Origin of the sequence: Enteractinococcus coprophilus, from assembly GCF_006716305.1 — a bacterium.
Classification (GTDB): Bacteria; Actinomycetota; Actinomycetes; order Actinomycetales; family Micrococcaceae; genus Yaniella; species Yaniella coprophila.
In genome coordinates this window covers 217,108-238,075 of the sequence record NZ_VFOU01000001.1, presented here as the reverse complement: position 1 = coordinate 238,075, position 20,968 = coordinate 217,108, and the positions used below count along the sequence as shown (strand labels likewise).

The window sequence follows — 20,968 nt, the reverse complement described above, 5'->3', positions numbered from 1 at the left end:
TCCCTCTCAGTACTCGACGTTCTGGTTTTTCCGACGACGAATCACCGTGATCTCATCACGTTGATTCCCGGTCGGACCGTAATAGTTGAAAGCAAACGACATGTTCGCATACCCACCGACCAGGTGGGTTGGTTTGATCATGATCCTGGTCAACGAGTTATGGACACCGCCGCGTTGCCCGGAGGTTTCCGAGATTGGCGTATTGACGGTGCGCTCCTGGGCGTGGTGCATAAAAGCGGTGCCCTTGGGCATGCGGTGGGAGACGATTGCCCGGGCTGCGACCACGCCATTGCGGTTGACCGCTTCGATCCAGTCGTTGTCTTTGATGCCAACGGCTTCGGCATCTTCAACACTCATCCAAATGGTCTGACCGCCGCGTCCCAGGGTCATCATGAAGAAGTTTTCCTGGTACATCGTGTGGATGGCCCACTTATTATGCGGGGTCAGGTAACGCACGGTGATGTTTGTGCCATCGGTTTCACCGATTGCCGGTTCGTTGAATAAGGCATTCATATCCAACGGTGGCCTAAATGTTGGCAGCGCGTCGCCCATTTCAATGAACCAGTCATGATCGATATAGAAATGCATCCGACCGGTCAGCGTGTGCCATGGTTTCAGCCGTTCGACGTTGATGGTAAACGGTGAGTACCGTCGCCCACCGGTCTCTGATCCGGACCATTCCGGTGAGGTGATCACCGGCACGGGGGCGGCTTTAGCATCTTCGAAAGAAACCAGCTTGCCTTCATGCTCAGCAGAGAGATCCTGGAGTTGCTGCCCGGTGCGACGTTCCAGATGGGCGAATCCCTCGGTGGCCATCAGACCGTTGGTCGTACCGGACAAGCCCAGAATGTAATCGGCTGCCTGCAAATCGGTTTTGATCAGCGGTTGGCCGGCCCCGACCCCGGTCCTTGCGGTGCCGTTGATGGACCGGAGGCGTTCCACGTGGTGTTTGACGTCGTAGTTAATGCCGCGCGTCGTCATCCCTTTTTCTTCAAGCAGCGGACCGATGGTGGTGTATTTGTCATAGATTGCGGTGTAATCCCGTTCCACCTCAACCAGTTTGGGCATGGTCTGGCCGGGGATCGGTTCACATTCACCGAATTTCCAGTCCAGCACTTTCCCGTGGGGCGTGTTCAGCGCATCCGGGGTGTCATGCTGGAGCGGTTGGGCAACGACGTCGGTCCGGGTACCCAAGTGTGTTTTAGCTAAATCCGAGAATTTCTCGGCAATGGTCGCCCAAATATCCCAGTCGTTGCGGGACTGCCAAGGGGTAGAGATCGCCGGATTGAAGGTGTTGACGAACGGGTGCATATCAGTGGTCGACAGGTCGTGTTTCTCATACCAAGTTGCTGCTGGCAGCACGACGTCACTGTGCAGGGTTGAGGTCGTCATCCGGAAATCTAAGGTCAACATCAAATCGATCTTGCCAATGGGTGCATCCTCGCGCCATTCCACATCTCGGGGACGCAGATGCTCCGGAGTCTCTTCGGCGCTGACCGTGTTATCCACGCCCAGCAGGTGTTTGAAAAAGTACTGTTCCCCCTTGGCCGACGAGGCCAAGGTATTGGCACGCCACATGGACCAGATGCGCGGATAATTATTCTCCGCGTCTGGATCTTCGGCAGCGAAACGCAACCGGTCGGCCTTCAGCTCATCGACGATGTGGTCAGCAGCTGTCTTGCCTGCGGCGTGAGCCTCATCAGCAATGTCTAACGGGTTGCGATCAAAGGATGGGTAGAACGGTTGCCAACCCAAACGGGTCGATAGTGCCACAGCATCGGCGGTCGTCATACCGGCGAATTTGCCCTTACCCGCGCGAGCTGCCAACTTATCCGCACCGAATTGGTCATAGCGCCACTGGCTGGTGTGCATATACCAGTACGTGGTTTGAGTCATTTGCCGTGGAGGCTGGGCCCAGTCCAGGGCATTGGCCAGGTGGATCCAACCGGTGAAGGGTCGGATCTTTTCCTGTCCGACGTAGTGCGCCCAGCCGCCACCGTTGACACCTTGGGTACCGCACAGGTTGGTCAGGGTCAAAAATGTCCGGTAGGTCTGGTCCGAATGGAACCAGTGGTTGGTGCCAGCCCCCATGATGATCATGGACCGACCCTTGGAATCTCGCGCGTTTTGGGCAAATTCGCGGGCAATCCGAGCAGCGGCCTCGCCAGGGACACCGGTGATGCGTTCCTGCCAAGCCGGGGTGTTGGGGCTCTCGGCATCGTCCAGGCCGGTCGGCCAGTGGCCGGGCAGACCGTCTCGTCCGACGCCGTATTCTGCTAGCAGTAGGTCAAAGACTGTGGTGACCTTCCGACCGTCGGCCAGCGTCCGGTAGGGCACCCCGCGCATGATGGTATCGATGTCGCCCTGGTCGGCGGTATCAAAACGGGGAAGCACAATTTCTGCGGTACCCTCAGCTGCACCCAGCAGCGTCATGGCGGGTTGGATGTCACCCAGATCAAGATTCCAGCGGCCTTCGCCGTCGTCACTGAAGCGGTGGCCTAGGGTGCCGTTGGGCACTGCCGGTGCATCGGTGGCGGTGTCCCACATGACTGGTTTGAATACTGCGTGTTCGGTGGTCGACTCCTCGGAAGTACCCTCAGCAAGATCGGTGGCCACGATGAACTTACCGGGGGTGTACTGACCCGACTCGTTTGAGCTGAGTTCGACCAGGAAGGGGAGGTCGGTGTATTTCTTGACGTAACCGTCGAAGTATTCGGTGGTGTTTTCGACGAAGAATTCTTTGAGGATGACGTGCCCCATGGCCATAGCCAGCGCGCCGTCGGTGCCGGTGGCCGGTGCTAGCCATTCATCAGCGAACTTCACGTTCTCGGCATAGTCGGGGCTGACCGCGATAACCTTTTGGCCGCGGTAGCGTGCTTCCGCCATCCAGTGAGCATCGGGCGTTCTGGTGAGCGGTACGTTTGAGCCCCACATCATCAGGTAGCTGGCGTTGAACCAGTCACCGGATTCTGGGACATCAGTCTGGTCACCGAATACTTGGGGTGATGCTGGTGGGAGGTCCGCATACCAGTCGTAGAAGGACAGCATGCTGCCGCCAATGAGCTGGTGGAAGCGTGCGCCCGAGGAGAACGAGACCGGACTCATGGCTGGGATCGGGGAGAACCCGGTGGTGCGGTCTGGGCCGAGATACTTCACCGTGTACACGTAAGCGGCAGCGACCAGCTCTACCACTTCGTCCCACGTTGCTCTGACAAGACCACCTTTGCCACGCGCAGATTTGTAGCGGCGAGCTTTTTCTGGGTCTTCGACGATGGATTTCCAGGCTTCGACCGGATCGTGGTGTTCAGCTTTGGCCTGCCGGAACATCTGCATCAACACCGCACGAACATAGGGATAACGCACACGGGTGGGGGAATAGGTATACCAACTGAACGACGCACCACGCGGACAGCCGCGGGGTTCGTATTCGGGCATATCGGGCCCAGCTGATGGATAGTCGGTGGCTTGGGCTTCCCAGGTGATCAGGCCGTCTTTGACGTAGACATTCCAGGAACATGAGCCGGTGCAGTTGACTCCGTGGGTAGAGCGAACGACTTTGTCGTGGGCCCAGCGGTTGCGATAGAAAGAGTCGCCGTGTCGTCCGCCGTCGTAGTGGACTTCGCGGTTGTCCGGGCTAATGGCGGCCTTGCGGGAGAAGATTTTGCGCACCCCGACCAGTGCATCCATGGCTGCATTATCGATGCCAGCAGCTTTGTCTCGGGAGGTAGCCCGGTCGTCGATGGTCATCCCATACTCCTTTGTTCTTCGGTATCAGCTGCGTTCTTCGTCCGCATTCCGCGGGCGGTCAATAAGGTAATGAGTCCAGCAAGGACGGTGGCTAGGGCAAGCAGTAGCAGGCCCCAGCGGTACTCTTGGGTTGCTATCCACAAGCCGCCCAGTAGCAACGGTGGTACGAAGCCGCCCAGTCCACCGGCTGCACCCACGAATCCGGTGATCGAGCCGACCTGATGTGGATCAGACACTTGAGCAACCAGGGCGAAGACGGCGCCGGACCCCAGCCCGAGCCCAATCGCCATCAATAAGAAAGCCACCGTGCCCAGACCTTCTAATCGGGGGTTGGTGGCTAGCGCCAGAGCACACAACAACACGATGGTGTAACTGGACAGCAGGGTGATGATGGCGCCGATTTTGTCCGAGAGCATCCCGCCGATCGGACGCAAAATGACTGCTGCTACAACAAAGCCTGCCATGCGCAAGGAAGCATCGCCGGCTTCTAGTCCGTAGGCGTCCATGAGATACATGGGCAGATACACGGAGAAGGCCACGTACCCGCCGAAGGAGAGCGCATAGAGATAGCATGCCTGCCAGGTGAAGGGCAGTTTCATCACGGCGGCCATCTGGCGCCCGATGTTCTGTTCGCTGGGCTGCCAGTCGGGGTGGTTCTTCATCAACGCCAATGCGGCGAGTGCATAGGCCAGCAGGGCAGCAGCGGTCACAATGAACGGTACGACGTTGCCTTGTTCGAATAATGGCACCGTGGTGAACGCGGCAATAGCTGTTCCACCCATGCCGATGCCGTAGATGCCAGTGGCTGTTCCGCGACGCTCCTTCGGAAACCAGGAGTTGACGTAGGGGACACCGATGGCAAATGAGGTGCCGGCAATGCCTAGCACGAAGCCGCCAACCAGTAACGTGCTGTAGGTGTATTGGCCGACGAAGCCTAAAAAGAGCACCGGGATGATGGTCAGTAAGGAGATCGTGGGCATCATGAGTCGGCCACCGAAGCGGTCCGTGAGTGCTCCGACGATGATACGACCCAGGGATCCGACCAGCACCGGGATGGCAACTAGCAGTGAAGCATCGACCACAATGCCTTGCTCTACGAAGACAGGTCCTAGCGGGCTCAGTAATGACCAGGCCCAGAAGTTCACGGCAAAGCCCAGCGTGGCCATAACCAACGCTGTAGTTCGCTGGACTTTGGTCGGTGTAGGTGCGGGGTTGCTCATGGATCATCCCTGCCTATGCAGTTCGGTCCTGCCTATGCACGCGGTTATGGGGTTACGCTAACATAGTTGTGAATCAGTTCACAGGTTCTATTTGACGCAATCGCAGGTCAGCCAGAGGTGGCTGTAGGGGCCTGAATGGCCTAATGCTTTGCTGATCCCCGGGGGTATGTTCAACATGTTCGTACAGCACACCGTCCACGCTGTCATTTTGACCGGGGGTCGATCGTCGCGGATGGGCGGACGACACAAGCCGGGAATCCTTATTGATGGTCGTAGCGTCATTGACCGAACAGTTTCCACCCTGTGGGCTGCTGTGCCTGAAGCCGAAGTGGTCATTGCTGGGACGGATGATGGTTTGTCACCAAATCTGCGACATAAAGTCACGGTTGTGCGGGAAGACCCGCCATTTTCTGGTCCACTGGCCGGTGTAGCTGCAGCATTGGAGACGATCCCGCAGACGGAAGATGTCGTAGTTCTGTTGGGCGGGGATCTGCCTTTCCTGTCCGCAACGACGATGAGGAAGCTTGTAGACAGTGCGGTTGCCGGGGCCGAAGTGACCAGCTGTCTGGATGCCACCGGACATCTGCAGTATTTGTGTGCGGCCTGGCCACAAGAGGTGTTGCGCGCTCAGTCAGCACGTGTGGAGGATCCTGCTGGGGTGCCGCTGCGTGCGCTCTTTTCGGGGCTGATCCCGGAATTGATCGAGTGTGATCCGGATGAGCTACGCGATATCGATACACCCTATGATCTTGCCCGAGCAGTCACGACCACAGATGGTCGCCCGGTGCCAGAATCGCTACTGACCACCGTTGATCGATTTGAAGACGAACACGGTCAGAACGTGGCAGGATTGAGCCCTAGTCAGACGGCTGAGATTTTAGATTTCGCGCGCAAGGTGAAGTATGCACCATCCGCAGCAAACCCCGCGGTCGCAGCGTTTCTCGCCGGTCAATTAGCGGGTGGCCAAGAAGGGTTATTAGTCGGAGAGGCCCTGGACCGTGTGCTTGCCGTCGTCGGTGGCGACCATCAGGTTGGGGATATCCATGAGTCTGCCGACCATCTGGCAGGCGGTGGCGACGTCGGGAGCTTGTCCGGTACTGACCAGTAATCCGGCCAGATACATGGCAACGGGCCCGGCGGATCGCACCAGTCCGGTTGAAGCTTGGGATGCGGCAGTGAGCACGGCATCGACGTCGTTTTGTGTTAGCGGTTTCAGCCGGAGTTGCTCGGCCGCGTGCTGGGCCCAAGCGGTCAGTTCGTCGAACTTCGAAATGTCATATCGATTGCCCATAGGACAAGCTTAGCCAACGTGAGTGCCCCCGAGATAGGTGTGCCGTCGGGTAGGCGCTCAACGGTGTGAGTCCATAGTGCTTGTCTGATAGCGGCCGAAGGAATGACGTGATCAGTCTGCCGGCACGCTCACGTGATCTCGAGGTTAAGGGCACGTATTTTTCCAGGACAAGACTGAGTAGGACAACACTCACTGCCCGTTGGTATTGTTCTATCCGTCTGATCCGCTGAAGAGCTTCGAGCTCGGTTGTAACAGGTGGCAGCGACTCTACATGTCTCAGCAACTGCTGCATCTTGTCAAAAAATGGGTCAGGTGGATTCATATCCGCAACAGTAGTGCTGACCTGAGCAGCAGGTCAGCGAATCTGTGCGATTTGTGGATAACCAAGGGCCTCAACGACCACCTGTGGAAAACACGAGCTAACGACAACGCCCAGCAACCATCATGGTTACTGGGCGTCGTCGGTATGAAATGAATCGAGCTAGTAGCTGGTGGTGGCCGTTTCTACGGTGGTCCACTTGGCAGCAAGCTGTTCGGTTGCACGTGCCAACAAGGCGACGTCGGCACCAACGTTGACGAAGTCGGCTCCGGCATCGACGTAGTCCTGGGCCTGATCGGGGTTGAACGCGTTGACCCCGGCGAACAGCCCGGCGGCTTTGGCCTTGGCGATGACGTTCTTAGCGGCGGCTACAACGTCCGGGTGGTTTTGCTGCCCGGTGTAACCCATCGAGGCGGATAGGTCGGAGGGGCCAATGAAGATCCCGTCAATGCCCTTGACCGCCAGGATCTCGTCGAGGTGTTCGAGGGCCTCGGCGGTTTCGATCTGGATGGTCAGGGTGATGGTTTCTCGCGCGGTGGTCAGGTAGTCCGGATAGCGACCCCAAGCACCTGAGCGGGCTAGCGCCGAGCCGATGCCACGTACACCTTCGGGCGGGTAGGCGACCGCAGCCGCGGCCTTGCGGGCGTCGTCGGGGGTGAAGATCATCGGGATGATCAGCGACTGGGCGCCCAAGTCGAGGTACTGCTTGATCAACGTGGTGTTATTTTCCGGGATGCGCACGACCGGGATCGAATCATAGGCGGCAAGAGCACGCAGCTGGGATTGGACGGATTCCAGGCTCAGCGGAGAGTGCTCGGCGTCGATCAGCAAGTAGTCCATCCCGGCACCGGCGACGATCTCGGCGATGCCAGCATCCCCGGAGGACAGGAATATGCCGGCGGCTGCACGATTACGCTGGGCCTTGGCTTCGTCGGTGAACAGGGTTTTCAAAGAGGGGCGCGGGGTCAAAGCCATGGGCGAGTCTCCTTCGTCGTCGTGAAGTGTTATTCGAACTGGATGCCGATGCTGCCCAGCGGACCGAATTCGGCGAAGACCGTATCGCCTTCATAGACCCACATGTAGCGGGTGAAGGAACCGGCCAGGATGATTTCGCCGGCTTCTAGATAATCGTCGTGACCGGCCAGGCGGTTGGCGAGCCAGTGCACGCCGTTGGCTGGGTGACCCAGAATGCCGGCGGATAGGCCGGTTTCCATGATTTCATTATTGCGCCACAGGGCTCCACCAATCCAACGCAGATCGATATCTTCCGGTTTGACCGGGGTGCCACCCAATACCATGGCGCCTAAGGCTGCATTGTCCGAGATGGTGTCGGTAATCGTACGGCCTTCCATCTCGATATGTGCGTCCAGGACCTCCAGCGCGGGGGTGACGTATTCGGTTGCGCGCAGCACGTCGAAGATGTTGACGTTGGGGCCGCGCAGGTCGTCTTTTAGTACGAAGGCTAATTCGATTTCGATGCGCGGGTGGGTGTATTTCTTCCACTCGAACACATGTCCGGATTCAAACACCTGGTCGTCAAAGATGACGCCGTAGTCGGGTTCATCAATGCCGGTTGCGGCCTGCATGGCCTTGGAGGTCAGCCCAATTTTGTGGCCGACTTTGCGGCGCCCAGCTTCAATCTGGCGGTCGGCCCAAATTTTCTGGATGGCGTAGGAATCTTCGATGACCATCTCGGGGTAGCGCTTGGTCAGCAGCGGGACCGGGGTGCGGTCAATGTTGGCCTGGTGTAGTTCGTCAGCGATTTTGACGTGGGTTTCGTGGTCTAACATCGGACTCCTTATGAGATAGAAAAGCCTGGGGTTAATCGTATACGAAACGAGTTTCGGGTGGGCAAAGACATCGTTTTGTTCAGTGAGGCTATCGGCCACTGACTTTGCGCAGGTTGCCGTCCAAGCGTTGCGTCCAGCCGCGGGCATCTAAATGTTCCAGCAGCGGGATGAGCGTGCGTCGGGTCGTGCCCAGAGCCTGCCGGGCATCGGCTGCGGTAAAGGGTTGCTCCAGGCGGACCAGTTTACGCATCGCCATCGCGGGGGTTTTGGGGTGCAGCACAATATTGTCAGGCAGACGGAGCAGCCGCTGTTGGTGGGCTGCGGCGGCCAGTTCTTTATCGCTCAGGCCCAGCTCGGCGAGTTCATCGGCGGTTGGAGCGGTGAAGGGGTCAGCCAGGAGTCGGCGCTCAAGTTGGACAACCGCCGCTTCGGCTGCGCCTAGCGTCGGTTTTAGCCCTGGGTCGGTCACGCGGCCACTGCGCTCCGCCAGTTCGGCATGCTCTACGACCAGCTGTAGCAGATTTCTATGTGGGAGTTCCAGCAGATGGACGGCGGCCTGCTGGCTGATCCCACCGGCCGCAGGATCGCGCTCGTATTGTGCCGCCACAGCGTCACGAAGCTGCCGCGCCCAGGCGGCCAAACGCTCGCGGTGAATAAACCATTCGTCATGGTTCAGGACGGTTTCCGGAAGAGGATCGGGGACCGGAATGCCCATTGCATCGAGGCTCGCCTGTTCGATCGCACCACGCCGGGTGATTTCGACTTCGAGATGGTTAGCGGCACCAAGCTGGCCAAGAGTTTCGGCTCGCCGTTTGGCCGCCCCACGACGACGGAGCGTTGGTGGGTCGACGTCCAACACAGTTGCTCCACCGGTGATGAGCCGTTGGCCGGTCCCGCGCAGGATGAGGCGGTCGCCCACGTGGAGAGGCAGCGCGCGATCCAAAGTGAGCCGCGCAAAATTCGTTCCGAGCGGTCGACAGTGAACGTAGGCCGTTGCCGTCCCAATATGGACGGAGAACTCTTGGGCCAGGTCAGTGAAATCGACCCCCGGTGTGCCGACGACGTCGACGACCTCCGTGTGAAACCACGCGCCCGGGGTGACCAGGACGTCGCCACGAGTGATGTTCTCGGCGTCGACACCGCGCAGATTGACCGCTGCTCGAGTTACCGGGGTGAGTTCATTCGCTGAACTGCCGTGGCTTTGTAGGTTGCGAACCGTCGCCTGGGTATCAGTTCCCGACAGCTGCAGCACGTCATTGATTCGAAGGGTCCCGGCCGCCAGCGTGCCAGTGACCACAGTGCCCGCGCCCTTGACCGCAAAGCTGCGATCCACCCAGTACCTGATGGGCGCCGAGGTATCGGGGGAGTCAATACCGTTGAGTATTCCGTCGAGCTCCTGCGGGAAGGTATCCAAACCGGTGCCAGCGAGCGCTGAAACGGCCACGATCGGAGCCTCAGCCAGCGCAGTGTCCGCGAGTTCCTCGCGGATTTGCTGGGTCACGATCTCAACGTTATCCGGTGCTAGATCAAGCTTTGAAATAACGACCAGCCCGGTGTCAATCCCCAGGGCCGCTATGGCGTCGCGGTGTTCGGAGGTCTGGGCAGACCAACCGTCATCCGCGGACACGACCAGGCACACAATCGGCGCTGGGCCGAGTCCGGCCAGCATATTGCCCAAGAAGCGTTCGTGGCCGGGCACATCAACAAAGGACACCGAGCGCCCAGAGTCCAGTGTCATTTCGGCAAAACCTAAATCGATGGTGAGTCCGCGCTCGCGTTCCTCGTCCCACCGGTCGGGCTCTGTGCCGGTCAGCGCGCGAACCAGTGCAGATTTGCCGTGATCCACGTGGCCCGCGGTAGCAATCACGAACCGCTGGGTCACAGTGCTACCTCATCGGCGGCCTCACGTAGCCGGGTCAGCAGAGCCTCATCTTGATCCGCGGGCACGCAGCGCAGGTCGACCAGACACTGACCGTCTGCGACCCGGGGCAAAATTGCCGGGGTGCCGTTGCGAAGCGGATATGCATAAGACTCGGGCAGACGAATCGCCCAGCCGGGCAGCGGAACGCCGGCGCCGCCACCACCACCGACTCGACCATCGTGCGCCACCACATCGACGCCCAGCTGACTGGCGATGCTTTGACTGCGCTCGCGGAGTGTATCGGAGTCCGCATGCAGCGCGTCGTGTATGGGCGTCGATGGCGAATTCAGGGTTGCTTCCAGAGCCGCCAGGGTGAACTTATCGGCTCTGAATGCTCGGGCCAACGGGTGTTTCGCCAGCTGTTCGATGATCTCTGTCTTACCCAACAGAATCCCGGCCTGCGGTCCGCCGAGGAGTTTGTCGCCGCTAGCAATCACGACGTCGGCGCCGTCGCGCAACGCTGCTGACATGGTCGGTTCATCGGTGAGTACTTCATCGGATTCGACCAGCCCGGAGCCGACATCCACGATTAGCGGCAGGTTGTGCTCGCGGGCCAGCTGCGCAAGCTCTTTGATTTCAACCGATGCGTTGAACCCACCGATCCAGTAATTGGACGGATGCACCTTCAGCATCGCGCCGGTGCGTTCGGTAATTGCCGACCGGTAGTCATTGATATTGGTCCGATTCGTCATGCCGACTTCAGCCAGCTCTACGCCAGCCGAGACAATCAGATCCGGTAAGCGGAATCCCGCACCGATCTCTACCAGCTCACCGCGACTAATCACCACCTCTGGTAGGTGCTGGGCAACAGATAAGGTCGTCGTTGCCAGCGAGAGCGCGGCAGCCCCATTATTGACCACGAGCGCATCTTCGGCTTCTGGCACCGCAGAGAGTAACGCGGCCTTGGCCCACATGCCACGTTTGGAGCGTTTTCCATCGCGCAGGTCAAGTTCCAAATCCACGTATCCCGCCGCAGTTATCAGGGCTTCGCGTGCAGCCTTCGATAGAGGAGCCCGCCCGAGATTGGTGTGGATGATGACGCCGGTGGCATTGAGTACCGGAGATAACCGGGTTGGGTGCGTAGCCTCAAGCCTGGTGGTAATGATTGTGGCGACGTCGTCGGGAGCCAGTTCACCGTGCCGGGCATCGTTTTGCACATCTGTGATGATGCGTCGAATGACGTGTGGTGCCAGCCGGGTGCTTGCGGCTTGCACTTCAGGCAGAGCTAGCAGTCGGTCGGTCGAGGGAATCGCGCGGCGCGGATCTGCAGCCAACAAACGGTCCTTTCATCGCACATCAACCGGTTCTGGCGGAGGCGGACGGGAATCGAACCCGCCAGACCAAGCTACTTGGTCTCGTCGGTTTTGAAGACCGCGGGGACCACCAGGAACCCTGACGCCTCCAAAACTTCAAACTATCACGTTTATTCTGTTTGATCCCATAGATCAAGGTTCCTGTCACAGAAGCTGGCCCGTTCCTATACTGGGTGGCATGACTGAAACATTTGAACAGACCACACTTCCGCGACTAACCACAACTGCGTCCGGCGGCGGGTGCGCCTGCAAGATCCCACCCGGTGAACTCGAGGAGGCCGTGGCGCAGCTCGCCGGTCAAGACTATGACCACGTGATTGTCGGCGTTGACGACGGCGACGATGCCGCAGCTGTCCGATTGGATGGCGATACCGCGATCTTGTCGACGGCGGACTTTTTCACGCCAGTGGTCGACTCAGGCTATGACTGGGGTCGAATTGCCGCAGCGAATGCGATGAGCGATATTTATGCAATGGGCGGCAGCCCGATCGTTGCCATCAACCTAATGGGCTGGCCGCGAGGTGTTCTGCCGGCTGAGCTGATGTCCGAGGTGCTCGCCGGTGGACTGGCTGTGGGTAAGGAAGCTGGATGCCCGGTGATCGGTGGCCACACCGTCGACGATCCCGAGCCCAAATACGGCATGGCCGTTACCGGCGTGGCGAAAGTCGATCAGCTGATGCGCAACGATGGTGCCACAGCTGGGCTTCCGTTGACCTTGACCAAGCCGATCGGTTTGGGATTGTTGAATAACCGTCATAAAGCTACCGGTGAGGTCTTTGAAGAAGCAATCGCGACCATGACCACGCTGAATAAGGCTGCTGCAGAGCAAGCGGTTGCTGCGGGAATCAAGGCCGCAACTGACGTGACCGGATTCGGTCTGCTGGGCCACCTGTACAAGATGATGCGTGCTTCCGGCACCGGTGCAGTTATTGATCGCAGTGCTGTCCCGCTGGTCGACGGCGCTGCCGAAGCGCTACGCGACGGCTTTGTCTCGGGTGGCTCCCGACGCAACCTGGAGTGGGTGTCTCCAAACGTTGAAACAGGCGAGGCCGTTACGGAAGATGACCTGTTGGTCCTGGCTGATGCTCAAACATCTGGTGGTCTGTTAGTTGTTGGTGAATTACCAGGCTATCCAGTCATCGGGTACACCACAGATCGCGCTGGTGTGGTTGAAGTTCGCTAACCGACCGTCGTAATCGAGTCGTCTACAATACCCTTAGCGCGGCGGGCGGCCAGCCGGTCGCGTTGCGGTTCCACAACGTGGCGTGGGTCCTTGGTCGAGTTGATCCCGGCTTCCATGATGGCCGAACGGGTCAGCATCGATGCCGTGGCGAGGGCGGTTCCTGATGCGATGGCTGCAATGCGGTTGCGACTCAGAAGCGCTGCACCAACTCCGCCTGCGATGGTGAGTGCTTGGGCCCAGCGCAGTTTGCGTGCCGGACGCCCGGTCTGGAGCGGCTCGGCTTCGACCGGGTGCATATCGGCGGTGAGCTTTTCAGAAAAGAAGAGCTCAGCGACGGCGCCAAGAGTCGCAAACGTCCGGGCGGGGCGGGTTTGGGATGTTGGTGTGGTTATGAGCGCGAACCCAGAGGATGCCATCGCTGCGGAAGAAACGAAAAGGTACGACAGATTATCTTTACCGCCGTTCCAGGTCGGAACCGAGGTATCGGCCAGCAAAGCCCCGGTATATGAGGCCAGGGGCGCCCCCATGACGGCGGCTAATAATGCTGCTGGTTTTTCGAACGCGTAGACAACTTTACGCAGCACACCCAATGGGATCTTCTGACCTGTCAACTGGTCGACTTCGATGGCCGCGACCACGCCTGCACCCATCCCGAAAGAGCTCAAGATCCAGGTTCCCATGTTCATCGGGGAGGCAGGTTTGAAGGTGCGTAGCATGTGGTGGAAACGTTCGGGCCGCCCCAGGTCCAGGATCAAAAATACGGTCCCGCCAATAGTGGCCCCCAGCGCGGTCAGTCGAGTGTTGCGCCGCAGCTTGTCGAAACCGATACGGTCGGCACCGACCGCTAACATCGCCGAACCGCCTGCCACGCCACCTAAAAATAGGTAAGCGGAGATTTTATCGTCCCAGGGTGGGGCTTTGACAATGGGACGACCGTAGTACGAGTCTGCGAATTCAACGTCTTCGACCATCGGCATTTCGCGCGCACCGTCGCCGTTACCGCCCCCACGGCGTTTGCCGGGTGGGCGATTGCGGCGCCTTTTGCGACGCGGTTCGTTTTCGGGCCGATAGGCGTCAAATTCAGACAGGGTCACTTCTTGCGGGCTCCTAGAAATGCGGTCGCAGCAGCGGCTAACATACCAGCGGCAGCGATACCGACCTTCTTATACATCTTCGGCAGGTCTTTGGTAGGCACCTGAGGATCCGGTGGCAGACCATAGACTTCGGGTTCATCCAGCAGGAGGAAGACCGATCCGATACCGCCGACGCCGTCGTTAGGATTGGCACCATAGAGACGCGCTTCGGTGAGGCCTTTTTCGTGCATGGCCGTGACGCGTTTCTTGGCGTTGTCAACCATTTCTTCGCGGCCACCGTACTGGATCGACTGTGTTGGACAGGTCTGGGCACACGCAGGAGTCTGTCCATCGACCATGCGATCAAAGCAGAAGGTGCACTTCTTGGCTGTGCCCTTGTGTTTGACGTCCATTGAATACCGCGAGTCGACGCGATCTGGCTTGGTGTGAATTGTGCCGGTATCGCGACGTTCGATAACCCCAAACGGGCAACCAGCCACACAGGTTCCGCAGCCATTGCAGATATCGTCCTGGACCACGACGGTGCCATACTCGGTCCGGTACAGCGCGCCGGTCGGGCACACATCCAGGCACCCGGCATATGTACAGTGCTTGCACACATCCGAACTCATCAGCCACCGGAATTCCGGGGTATCAGGATTCGGCGGGTTGTCGACCTTGTTTTTGATGCGGACCCCGGGCGAGCCGAATTCTGGCATGCCTAGATCCTCGGTGGTATTCGGTTCGCGCGTTTCCGGAGCGCCAAAGGCTGGCATCCCGAGACCAACCAATCGCGCGCCAGATTCACGGGCCTTGTCGATTTGTTCTTGGCCCTGTTCGATGAACGCAACGTGGCGCCAGGTATTCGCCCCCAGGCTTCCGGTGTTGTCATAGGAGGACCCCAGAATTTCCAGATCACCCTTCATCGGGTTCTGGTTCCACTCCTTACAGGCCACCTCGCACGCTTTACACCCGATACAGATCGACGTGTCAGTAAAGAAGCCCTTGCGCTCGGTATCTTGCCCGTAGGCTTCCATCAGCTCGCCGGGACGCTCGAGGAAATCAACCACGTTATTCTCCTGTGTGAGGCTCGGGATCGGTCAGTGTTGGTGGATCGGATACTTCCATGGTCTCAGCATCGCGTTCAAACGTCAGCCGTCGATGTCCGGTCAGCACCGTGATACCGGCCTGTTCTCGAAGATCTTCCACGAATTTCACGAGGGCAGGGCCTCGCGGACGGCGGCCCGGCATGATCGTACACGCTACCGCCTTGGCCGATTGGATATACACGTTCGGATCCAGGGTCATCCCTAGCAGGTCGTTGACGCTGTCACCAGTCACCAAGGCTTGGTTCCCGACGCCGAAGTGGAACGGCATACCGATCTGGTGGACGGTCTTGCCCCCGGCGACTACCGGTTGCATCCGCTGAGTTACCAAGACTTTGGCTTCGATCGCACCGCGTGGCGACGCGATCGTCGCCCAACCGTAGGGCTCCAGCCCGGCTTCAGCCGCGAGTTCTTGGGAGACCTCCACGAACATTTCTGGTTGGAGTTCTGAGAGGTAGGGCAAGAACCGGCTCATGCCACCGGCCGTTTGATGTTCGGTCAGACGGTAGGTGGTAAACACGTGCGGGAAGACCTCAGCGCCGGGTTGATCACCTGCCGGTGCCAACTGGTTGCCACGCGAGGTAATCAGTACTCGCGATGGCGATTCCTGCTGCGGATATAACGGGTTTGTCACTGGTGACTCGGCCGGTTCGAAGTGCGTCGGCATTGGTCCATCGTTCATGCCCTTGGGCGCGAACAACCAACCCTTACCGTCGGACTGCATGATGAACGGATCGTCACCGGCCAGCGCATCCGGACCATGGGTGTCGTGAGCGGTCTTGGTCGATGGTGGGCGTTTGATCGGGAAGTCGGGCACGTCTTTCCCGGTCCAAACTTCTTGTTCTTCATCCCACCACACGAGCTTCTTGCGCTCGGACCACGGGTTGCCATCCAGGTCCGCTGAGGCTCGGTTGTAGAGGATGCGACGGTTGGCCGGCCACGCCCAGGCCCACTGGTGTGCCATCTCGTCTTGATCTTTACCCGGCACGCGGTTGGCTGCATGGTTAATGCCACCGGCGTAGACGCCGGCGTATATCCAGCAACCTCCGGCGGTTGAACCGTCGGCCTTGTACTGGTTGAAGTTATCTACCGGCTTGCCGGCATTCGGTCCGGTCGTGTAGTAACCGTTGATTTCTTTCAGGACGGCTTCGGCGGATGGTTCACCGTGCTCATCGACCGGGTAATCCCAGGTCATGGCCTGCAGCGGTTTGTCGCGTGGATCGGTCGAGTCTTTGAGCTTTTCTTTGAGCCTGACGCCAAGGTCGTAGAAGAACTCGAGTTCTGAGCGCGCATCCCCAGGAGGTGTGATCGCCTGGTGGCGCCACTGGACCAGCCGCTGGGTCTGCGTGAAAGTCCCGGCTTTTTCCGTGTGGTTGGCAGCCGGCATGAAGAAGACCTCGGTCGCGATGTCTTCGGTCTTCAACTCACCGGTGGCAATCTCGGGTCCTTCTTTCCACCAGGTTGCCGTCTCGATGAGCTGGAAGTCGCGAACGACCATCCATTTCAGATTCGACATCCCCAGGCGCTGCATGCGCCCGTTGGCTGAGCCGACCGCAGGGTTTTGACCAAGGACGAAATAGCCGTCGACACTCTTATCAAACATCCGCATCAGGGTCTGATACGTGCCGTGGGCACCGGTCAGACGCGGCAGGTACTGATATCCGAAGTCGTTTTCTTCAGTCGCGTCGTCGCCGAACCATGCTTTGAGCAACGAGACCATGTAGGCGTCGCCATTGGACCAGAAACCCTTCTGGTCCTTGGGGACGGCATCATCAAGGTAATCGCGCAACGTGTCATGCTTGCCGGCAACCGGGAATGGTAGGTAGCCCGGCAGCAGGTTGAACAGTGTTGGGATATCCGAAGAACCCTGGATGGTCGCGTGACCACGCAGCGCCATAATACCGCCACCAGGACGACCCATATTTCCTAACAGTAACTGCAGGATCGCGGCAGTGCGAATGAACTGCGAGCCCATCGAGTGCTGGGTCCACCCCAGCGCATAGGCCATCACGGTCGTACGTTCGCGACCCGAATTCTTGCCTATCAGCTCGGCGAGCTCCAGGAAGTCTTCCGTCTTGATACCGGTGACGTTGCCAACCATCTCAGGGGTGTAGCGCGAGTAGTGGCGACGCAGGATCTGAAAGACCGAGCGCGGGTGCTGCAAGGTCATGTCCTTGGCAATACCGTCGGCCTCATAGGGGTCCTTTTCGTATTGCCACGTGGCGTTGTCGTACCCGCCGGTATCTTTGTCGAACCCAGAGAACAGACCATCGAGGTCTTCGGTGTCTTGGTAACCTTCGTCGACCAGATGTGCCGCGTTGGTGTAGTGGGTGACGTATTCCTTGAACCACATGTCGTTTTCGATCACGTGGCGGATCAGTCCACCGAGCAGCGCGATGTCGGTACCAGCACGAATGTGGACGTGTTTATCCGCCATGGCCGATGTTCTGGTGAAACGTGGGTCAACGTGGACAAGTTTGGCTCCGCGAGCCTTGGCTTCAGCAACCCACTGGAACCCAACGGGGTGTGCTTCAGCCATGTTTGAACCCTGAATCCATACCAGGTCTGCATTCGCCATATCTTGCAATGGCTGGGTGGCACCGCCACGCCCAAAGGAAGCTCCTAAACTAGGAACTGTGGAAGAGTGTCAAATCCTGGCTTGGTTCTCGATCTGCACCGCACCGGCAGCCGAAAACAATTTCTTGATCAGGTAGTTTTCTTCGTTATCGATGGTTGCCCCGCCAAGGGAAGCAATCCCCATCGTGCGGTTAACTGGCGAACCATGTTCATCAAAATCTTCCCAGTGATTCCGGCGAGCTTCTAAGAAGCGCTCCGTGATCATTTCCATTGCGGTCTCGAGATCAAGCTCTTCCCAATCCGTGCCATAGGGCCGGCGGTAGAGGATTGTTTTCTGTCGAACCGGGGTGTTGACAAGCTGCTCAGATGCAGCACCCTTCGGACACAACCGGCCGCGCGAGATCGGCGAGTCGGGGTCACCTTCGATGTGGATGACCTCATCGTCTTTGACATAGATGCGCTGACCGCAGCCCACCGCACAGTACGGACAAACGCTTTGAACGACTTTGTCAGCGTCTTCCGTGCGAGGGCGCATATTTGCATATTTCGGCGATTCAACCGCCGGACCGCGCCCCAGTTTGTCTTTAGACTTGGCCTGGCGGAACACCGGCCAACCGAGAACTGAGAACCGTGCCATGAGGATAACACTAACAGAGCTTTTCCCAAGTTGGGAGGGGTATTGCTATCGATCGGCTACGTGTCAGTATTTTCATATGCTATCCGTGACGTCATGCTTTGACGTCACCTTCCTAGTCCAGATGGCCGAAGACGGGACGCACCCGGTGTCCAAAGCAAAATATGAGACAGGCAGGAGTAACAACTAGTGTCGAACTTCGACCACATCAAGACCCTTGCGACCCCGATCGACGTGCAGCTGCGGTGGTCTGACCAAGATGTTAACGGGCACGTGAATAACGCGCGGATCTTGACCCTGTTAGAGGAAGCACGGATCAGGGCGACCAAGCAATGGATGGATGCCGTCCCTGGCTCCAGCGGGCTTCGACGGGTGGTACGAGCGCTCAACACCAGCTTTGACCGCGAAGTGCATTATGGTAAAGAAACCACGGTCTGGGTGTGGGTCCCAAAGATCGGGCGCACATCATTTGTATTCGCACACCTCCTATCACAAAACGATCATCCCTGCGTCTACCTGGAAATCACCATGGTAGTTACCGATGCAGATACGGGTCGACCGAAACCACACGATGCCGCATATCGCCAAATACTCGAAGTTCATGCCGGACCGGCGTTTAGTCACTCCCCAGACTAAATACGAAGTCTGACACCGTTCCTATAAGACGATAACTCCTTGTGGGATATGTATGATCTGACCAGCTGCACGGTGGCGCTACACCCGTAGTCCTCGAAGAAACGGTCCATCCTGCATGTCGGCACTACAATCGAACGCTGCAGCGGGGCTTAGCGTGGTGGCCAGGCTACGCCCATCGCTGCAATAATGCGTTCCAGCCGCTCCGTGGAGGTGCCCATATTTAGTCGTGCATAGCCACGTCCGGCGTCTCCAAAGTTCACACCGGGGCTCAGCGCAACGCGGGCCTCGCGTAAGAAGTAGTCAGCAGGTTCCTCGGTGAGCTCAGTGTCGCGGAAATTCAGCCACGCCAAGAAACTGGCTTGTGGCGGGTGGAACGTGACGCCGGGAAGGTGTTCGGCTACCAACTTCGTGAGGTGCTGGGTTTGCTCTTGGAAGTGGGCACGGACGGTATCGATCCAGGGGCGGGAATCTCTGAATGAGGCTTCGGTGGCTAAAAGTCCCCAGAAGCCGGTGTCGGTACGCGTCATCGTAGGGTCAAGTTCAGCAGGCCACGGACCGGTTGCTGATCGAATGGCGATACCGCATTTGAGGCCAGCAAAATTCCAGGACTTAGTTGCAGTGTGCAGTGCGATGCCTGTGTTCCGTGCCGCATCAGATACAGTGAGCCACGGTGTGAATTCCACTCCCTGATACACCATGGGCGCGTGGATTTCATCAGACAGCACCACGGCGTCATATCGATGGGCGAGCTCTGCTAATTCGCTGAGCTCGTGTTGTGAAAAGACCCTGCCCAGCGGGTTGTGTGGGTTGCACAATAAAATGACTTTGGTCCCAGCGTTGAGTCCGGCCTCAATACCGTCCAAATCAAAGAAGCCGCCGTTGGGGACATCAGTCAAAGGTACTTCCACCGGTTTGACCCCGCTGCCGGCAAGCCAATCATAAAACCGGTTGTAGACGGGTGGCATGATGAGTACTGAACGGTCTGGTCCGGCGTAGTGGCGCATCAGTTTTGACGCGGCAGTGGCGGCGTCGACATGGAAACTGATGTGATCCGGTTCGATATGCCAATCCCAGCGGTCATGAGCGAAACTGGTGAAAGCTTGCACGACGTCGTCTGACTCACCGGGGTAGCCGGCATCGTGGCGTAGCAGGGCGTTCTGCAGGGTGTCGATGATCGGCGACGCAAGCATCACATCCATTTCGGCGACCCAGGCCGGTAAGACGTCGGGCTCGACGGTAGACCACTTGAGACTTGCGCGAGCGCGCAGTTGATTATCTGATAAGTCGAAGAGATGGGCGGCTGTTGGGTGCGCTGTATCCGTCATAGCCACCACGATAGATGGCAGTTCTACAGAATGCGAGAGGTGGTAGATGATAGGAGTTGTTGGCTGACTACGTGACCTCGCTGGCGCCTTCGTTGCGTGTGACCATCTCGTGAATCCAGATCGGTGCATACGGGGAGGTGCAGTTCGGGGGAGTGGGATAGTCCTTGAGCACTTCCAAGCGTTCGCCGATTTCAATGGCTCGGGCACGGTATTTCGGGTAGTGAATACCAATGCTGGCCAAACATTCGTTCATGAACCACTGCAGTCGATCCGGTGCGAGTTTCATTTCAGCTTCAATAGCGTCGAGCAGTTCCGCGATCTTGAGGTTTTCTACTCGTTGGGCCACGGCGTGGCTGGTCAAAGCCCACCCGGCGCTGGCGACGAATTCGTCGACGTCGTCCATCCAGGGAATCCGTCGGGACTCGGATTCGGGGTTCTTTTTCAAAATGTAGTTGATGAACCAGTCGTGAACTTTGGGTACCCGTGTTTCTCGGAGCATCGTATCGAGTTGTTCGGCGGTGTATTTCTTCGGACTGCTGATCAAAATGGCCACCAGCCGAGCTTGGGAGTCACCGGTGGCCCAGAGCTGCTGGGCGAACTCGAGTTGAGTTTTCAGCCGTTTGGCGATGGCACGCAGCTGGGAGAGATTGACACCGATGTCGTTGCCGTGCCGTTCATTGACTGCACGCATTTTAGGATCATCAAGCGCGTCAAGCTCCGCGAGAATCTCTTCGACAGTAACGGCGGGTGGTGGGATAGGCGTTGCCATGGTCTCCTCCAAATACTTGTTGGTTCAAGCATAAGGCTCATCCGAACAAGTTGACCGCAGTCGC

The 20,968-nt window shown here is 58.5% G+C and carries 14 protein-coding genes, 1 tRNA gene and 1 pseudogene; 3 read left to right on the top strand and 13 right to left on the bottom strand.

What is annotated here, in order from left to right; all coding sequences use genetic code 11:
* Nucleotides 1-6: 6 nt before the first annotated feature.
* The gene (locus FB556_RS01115; RefSeq protein WP_141863973.1) at nucleotides 7-3,747 is read right to left on the bottom strand and encodes a nitrate reductase subunit alpha; all 3,741 of its coding nucleotides are present in this window, start codon (nucleotides 3,745-3,747) and stop codon (nucleotides 7-9) included.
* Nucleotides 3,744-4,967 carry a nitrate/nitrite transporter gene (locus FB556_RS01110; RefSeq protein WP_141863971.1) on the bottom strand — a complete coding sequence of 408 codons (1,224 nt, stop codon included), beginning with the start codon at nucleotides 4,965-4,967 and terminating at the stop codon, nucleotides 3,744-3,746. The genes FB556_RS01115 and FB556_RS01110 overlap by 4 nt, the downstream gene beginning before the upstream one ends.
* Nucleotides 4,968-5,133: 166 nt before the next feature.
* On the opposite strand from FB556_RS01110, the pseudogene mobA reads away from it, so the two are divergent.
* Nucleotides 5,134-5,583, top strand: a pseudogene (gene mobA, locus FB556_RS13840) (molybdenum cofactor guanylyltransferase); the annotation flags it as partial.
* Between the two features lie 360 nt (nucleotides 5,584-5,943).
* Here mobA and FB556_RS13835 read toward each other — a convergent pair.
* The 6 genes from FB556_RS13835 to FB556_RS01080 form a co-directional block, all read right to left on the bottom strand.
* Nucleotides 5,944-6,258, bottom strand: coding sequence for a DUF6457 domain-containing protein (locus tag FB556_RS13835; protein WP_379984591.1), 315 nt, complete (start codon nucleotides 6,256-6,258; stop codon nucleotides 5,944-5,946).
* A 481-nt stretch (nucleotides 6,259-6,739) separates the two neighbouring features.
* Complete coding sequence (locus FB556_RS01100; RefSeq protein WP_141863967.1) at nucleotides 6,740-7,552, bottom strand: HpcH/HpaI aldolase family protein; 813 nt, start codon at nucleotides 7,550-7,552, stop codon at nucleotides 6,740-6,742.
* Nucleotides 7,553-7,581: 29 nt separating this feature from the next.
* On the bottom strand, nucleotides 7,582-8,367 hold the full coding sequence (locus FB556_RS01095) for a fumarylacetoacetate hydrolase family protein (RefSeq protein WP_141863965.1): 786 nt from the start codon (nucleotides 8,365-8,367) through the stop codon (nucleotides 7,582-7,584).
* Between the two features lie 88 nt (nucleotides 8,368-8,455).
* Entirely contained in the window at nucleotides 8,456-10,249 is a 1,794-nt protein-coding gene (gene selB, locus FB556_RS01090; RefSeq protein WP_141863963.1) for a selenocysteine-specific translation elongation factor, read from the bottom strand.
* On the bottom strand, nucleotides 10,246-11,562 hold the full coding sequence (selA, locus tag FB556_RS01085; protein WP_342774639.1) for an L-seryl-tRNA(Sec) selenium transferase: 1,317 nt from the start codon (nucleotides 11,560-11,562) through the stop codon (nucleotides 10,246-10,248). Before selA ends, selB begins: the two co-directional genes overlap by 4 nt.
* Before the next feature lie 33 nt (nucleotides 11,563-11,595).
* Nucleotides 11,596-11,691, bottom strand: a tRNA-Sec gene (locus tag FB556_RS01080).
* Between the two features lie 88 nt (nucleotides 11,692-11,779).
* On the opposite strand from FB556_RS01080, the gene selD reads away from it, so the two are divergent.
* Nucleotides 11,780-12,784 carry a selenide, water dikinase SelD gene (selD, locus tag FB556_RS01075; RefSeq protein ID WP_141863959.1) on the top strand — a complete coding sequence of 335 codons (1,005 nt, stop codon included), beginning with the start codon at nucleotides 11,780-11,782 and terminating at the stop codon, nucleotides 12,782-12,784.
* On the opposite strand, the gene nrfD is transcribed toward selD, so the two are convergent.
* The 3 genes from nrfD to fdnG are packed head-to-tail and all read right to left on the bottom strand — an operon-like array spanning nucleotide 12,781 to nucleotide 18,177.
* Entirely contained in the window at nucleotides 12,781-13,878 is a 1,098-nt protein-coding gene (nrfD, locus tag FB556_RS01070) for an NrfD/PsrC family molybdoenzyme membrane anchor subunit (RefSeq protein ID WP_141863957.1), read from the bottom strand. The genes selD and nrfD overlap by 4 nt on opposite strands.
* Nucleotides 13,875-14,894, bottom strand: coding sequence for a 4Fe-4S dicluster domain-containing protein (locus FB556_RS01065; protein WP_141865231.1), 1,020 nt, complete (start codon nucleotides 14,892-14,894; stop codon nucleotides 13,875-13,877). Before FB556_RS01065 ends, nrfD begins: the two co-directional genes overlap by 4 nt.
* A gap of 34 nt (nucleotides 14,895-14,928) precedes the next feature.
* Nucleotides 14,929-18,177, bottom strand: a complete 3,249-nt coding sequence (gene fdnG, locus FB556_RS01060; protein ID WP_246057137.1) for a formate dehydrogenase-N subunit alpha — start codon at nucleotides 18,175-18,177, stop codon at nucleotides 14,929-14,931.
* Nucleotides 18,178-18,363: 186 nt separating this feature from the next.
* Between fdnG and FB556_RS01050 the strand changes: the two genes are divergently transcribed.
* Nucleotides 18,364-18,810 (top strand): acyl-CoA thioesterase, encoded by a 447-nt coding sequence (locus FB556_RS01050; protein WP_141863951.1) that lies wholly within the window; start codon nucleotides 18,364-18,366, stop codon nucleotides 18,808-18,810.
* 149 nt (nucleotides 18,811-18,959) lie between these two features.
* Here the strand turns inward: FB556_RS01050 and FB556_RS01045 are convergent, their stop codons facing one another.
* Together FB556_RS01045 and FB556_RS01040 are read right to left on the bottom strand one after the other, a co-directional pair.
* Nucleotides 18,960-20,135 carry a MalY/PatB family protein gene (locus FB556_RS01045; protein WP_170200311.1) on the bottom strand — a complete coding sequence of 392 codons (1,176 nt, stop codon included), beginning with the start codon at nucleotides 20,133-20,135 and terminating at the stop codon, nucleotides 18,960-18,962.
* A gap of 67 nt (nucleotides 20,136-20,202) precedes the next feature.
* A complete protein-coding gene (locus FB556_RS01040) occupies nucleotides 20,203-20,904 on the bottom strand; it encodes a DNA alkylation repair protein (protein WP_141863947.1) in 702 nt (233 codons plus the stop codon).
* Between the last annotated feature and the right edge of the window lie 64 nt (nucleotides 20,905-20,968).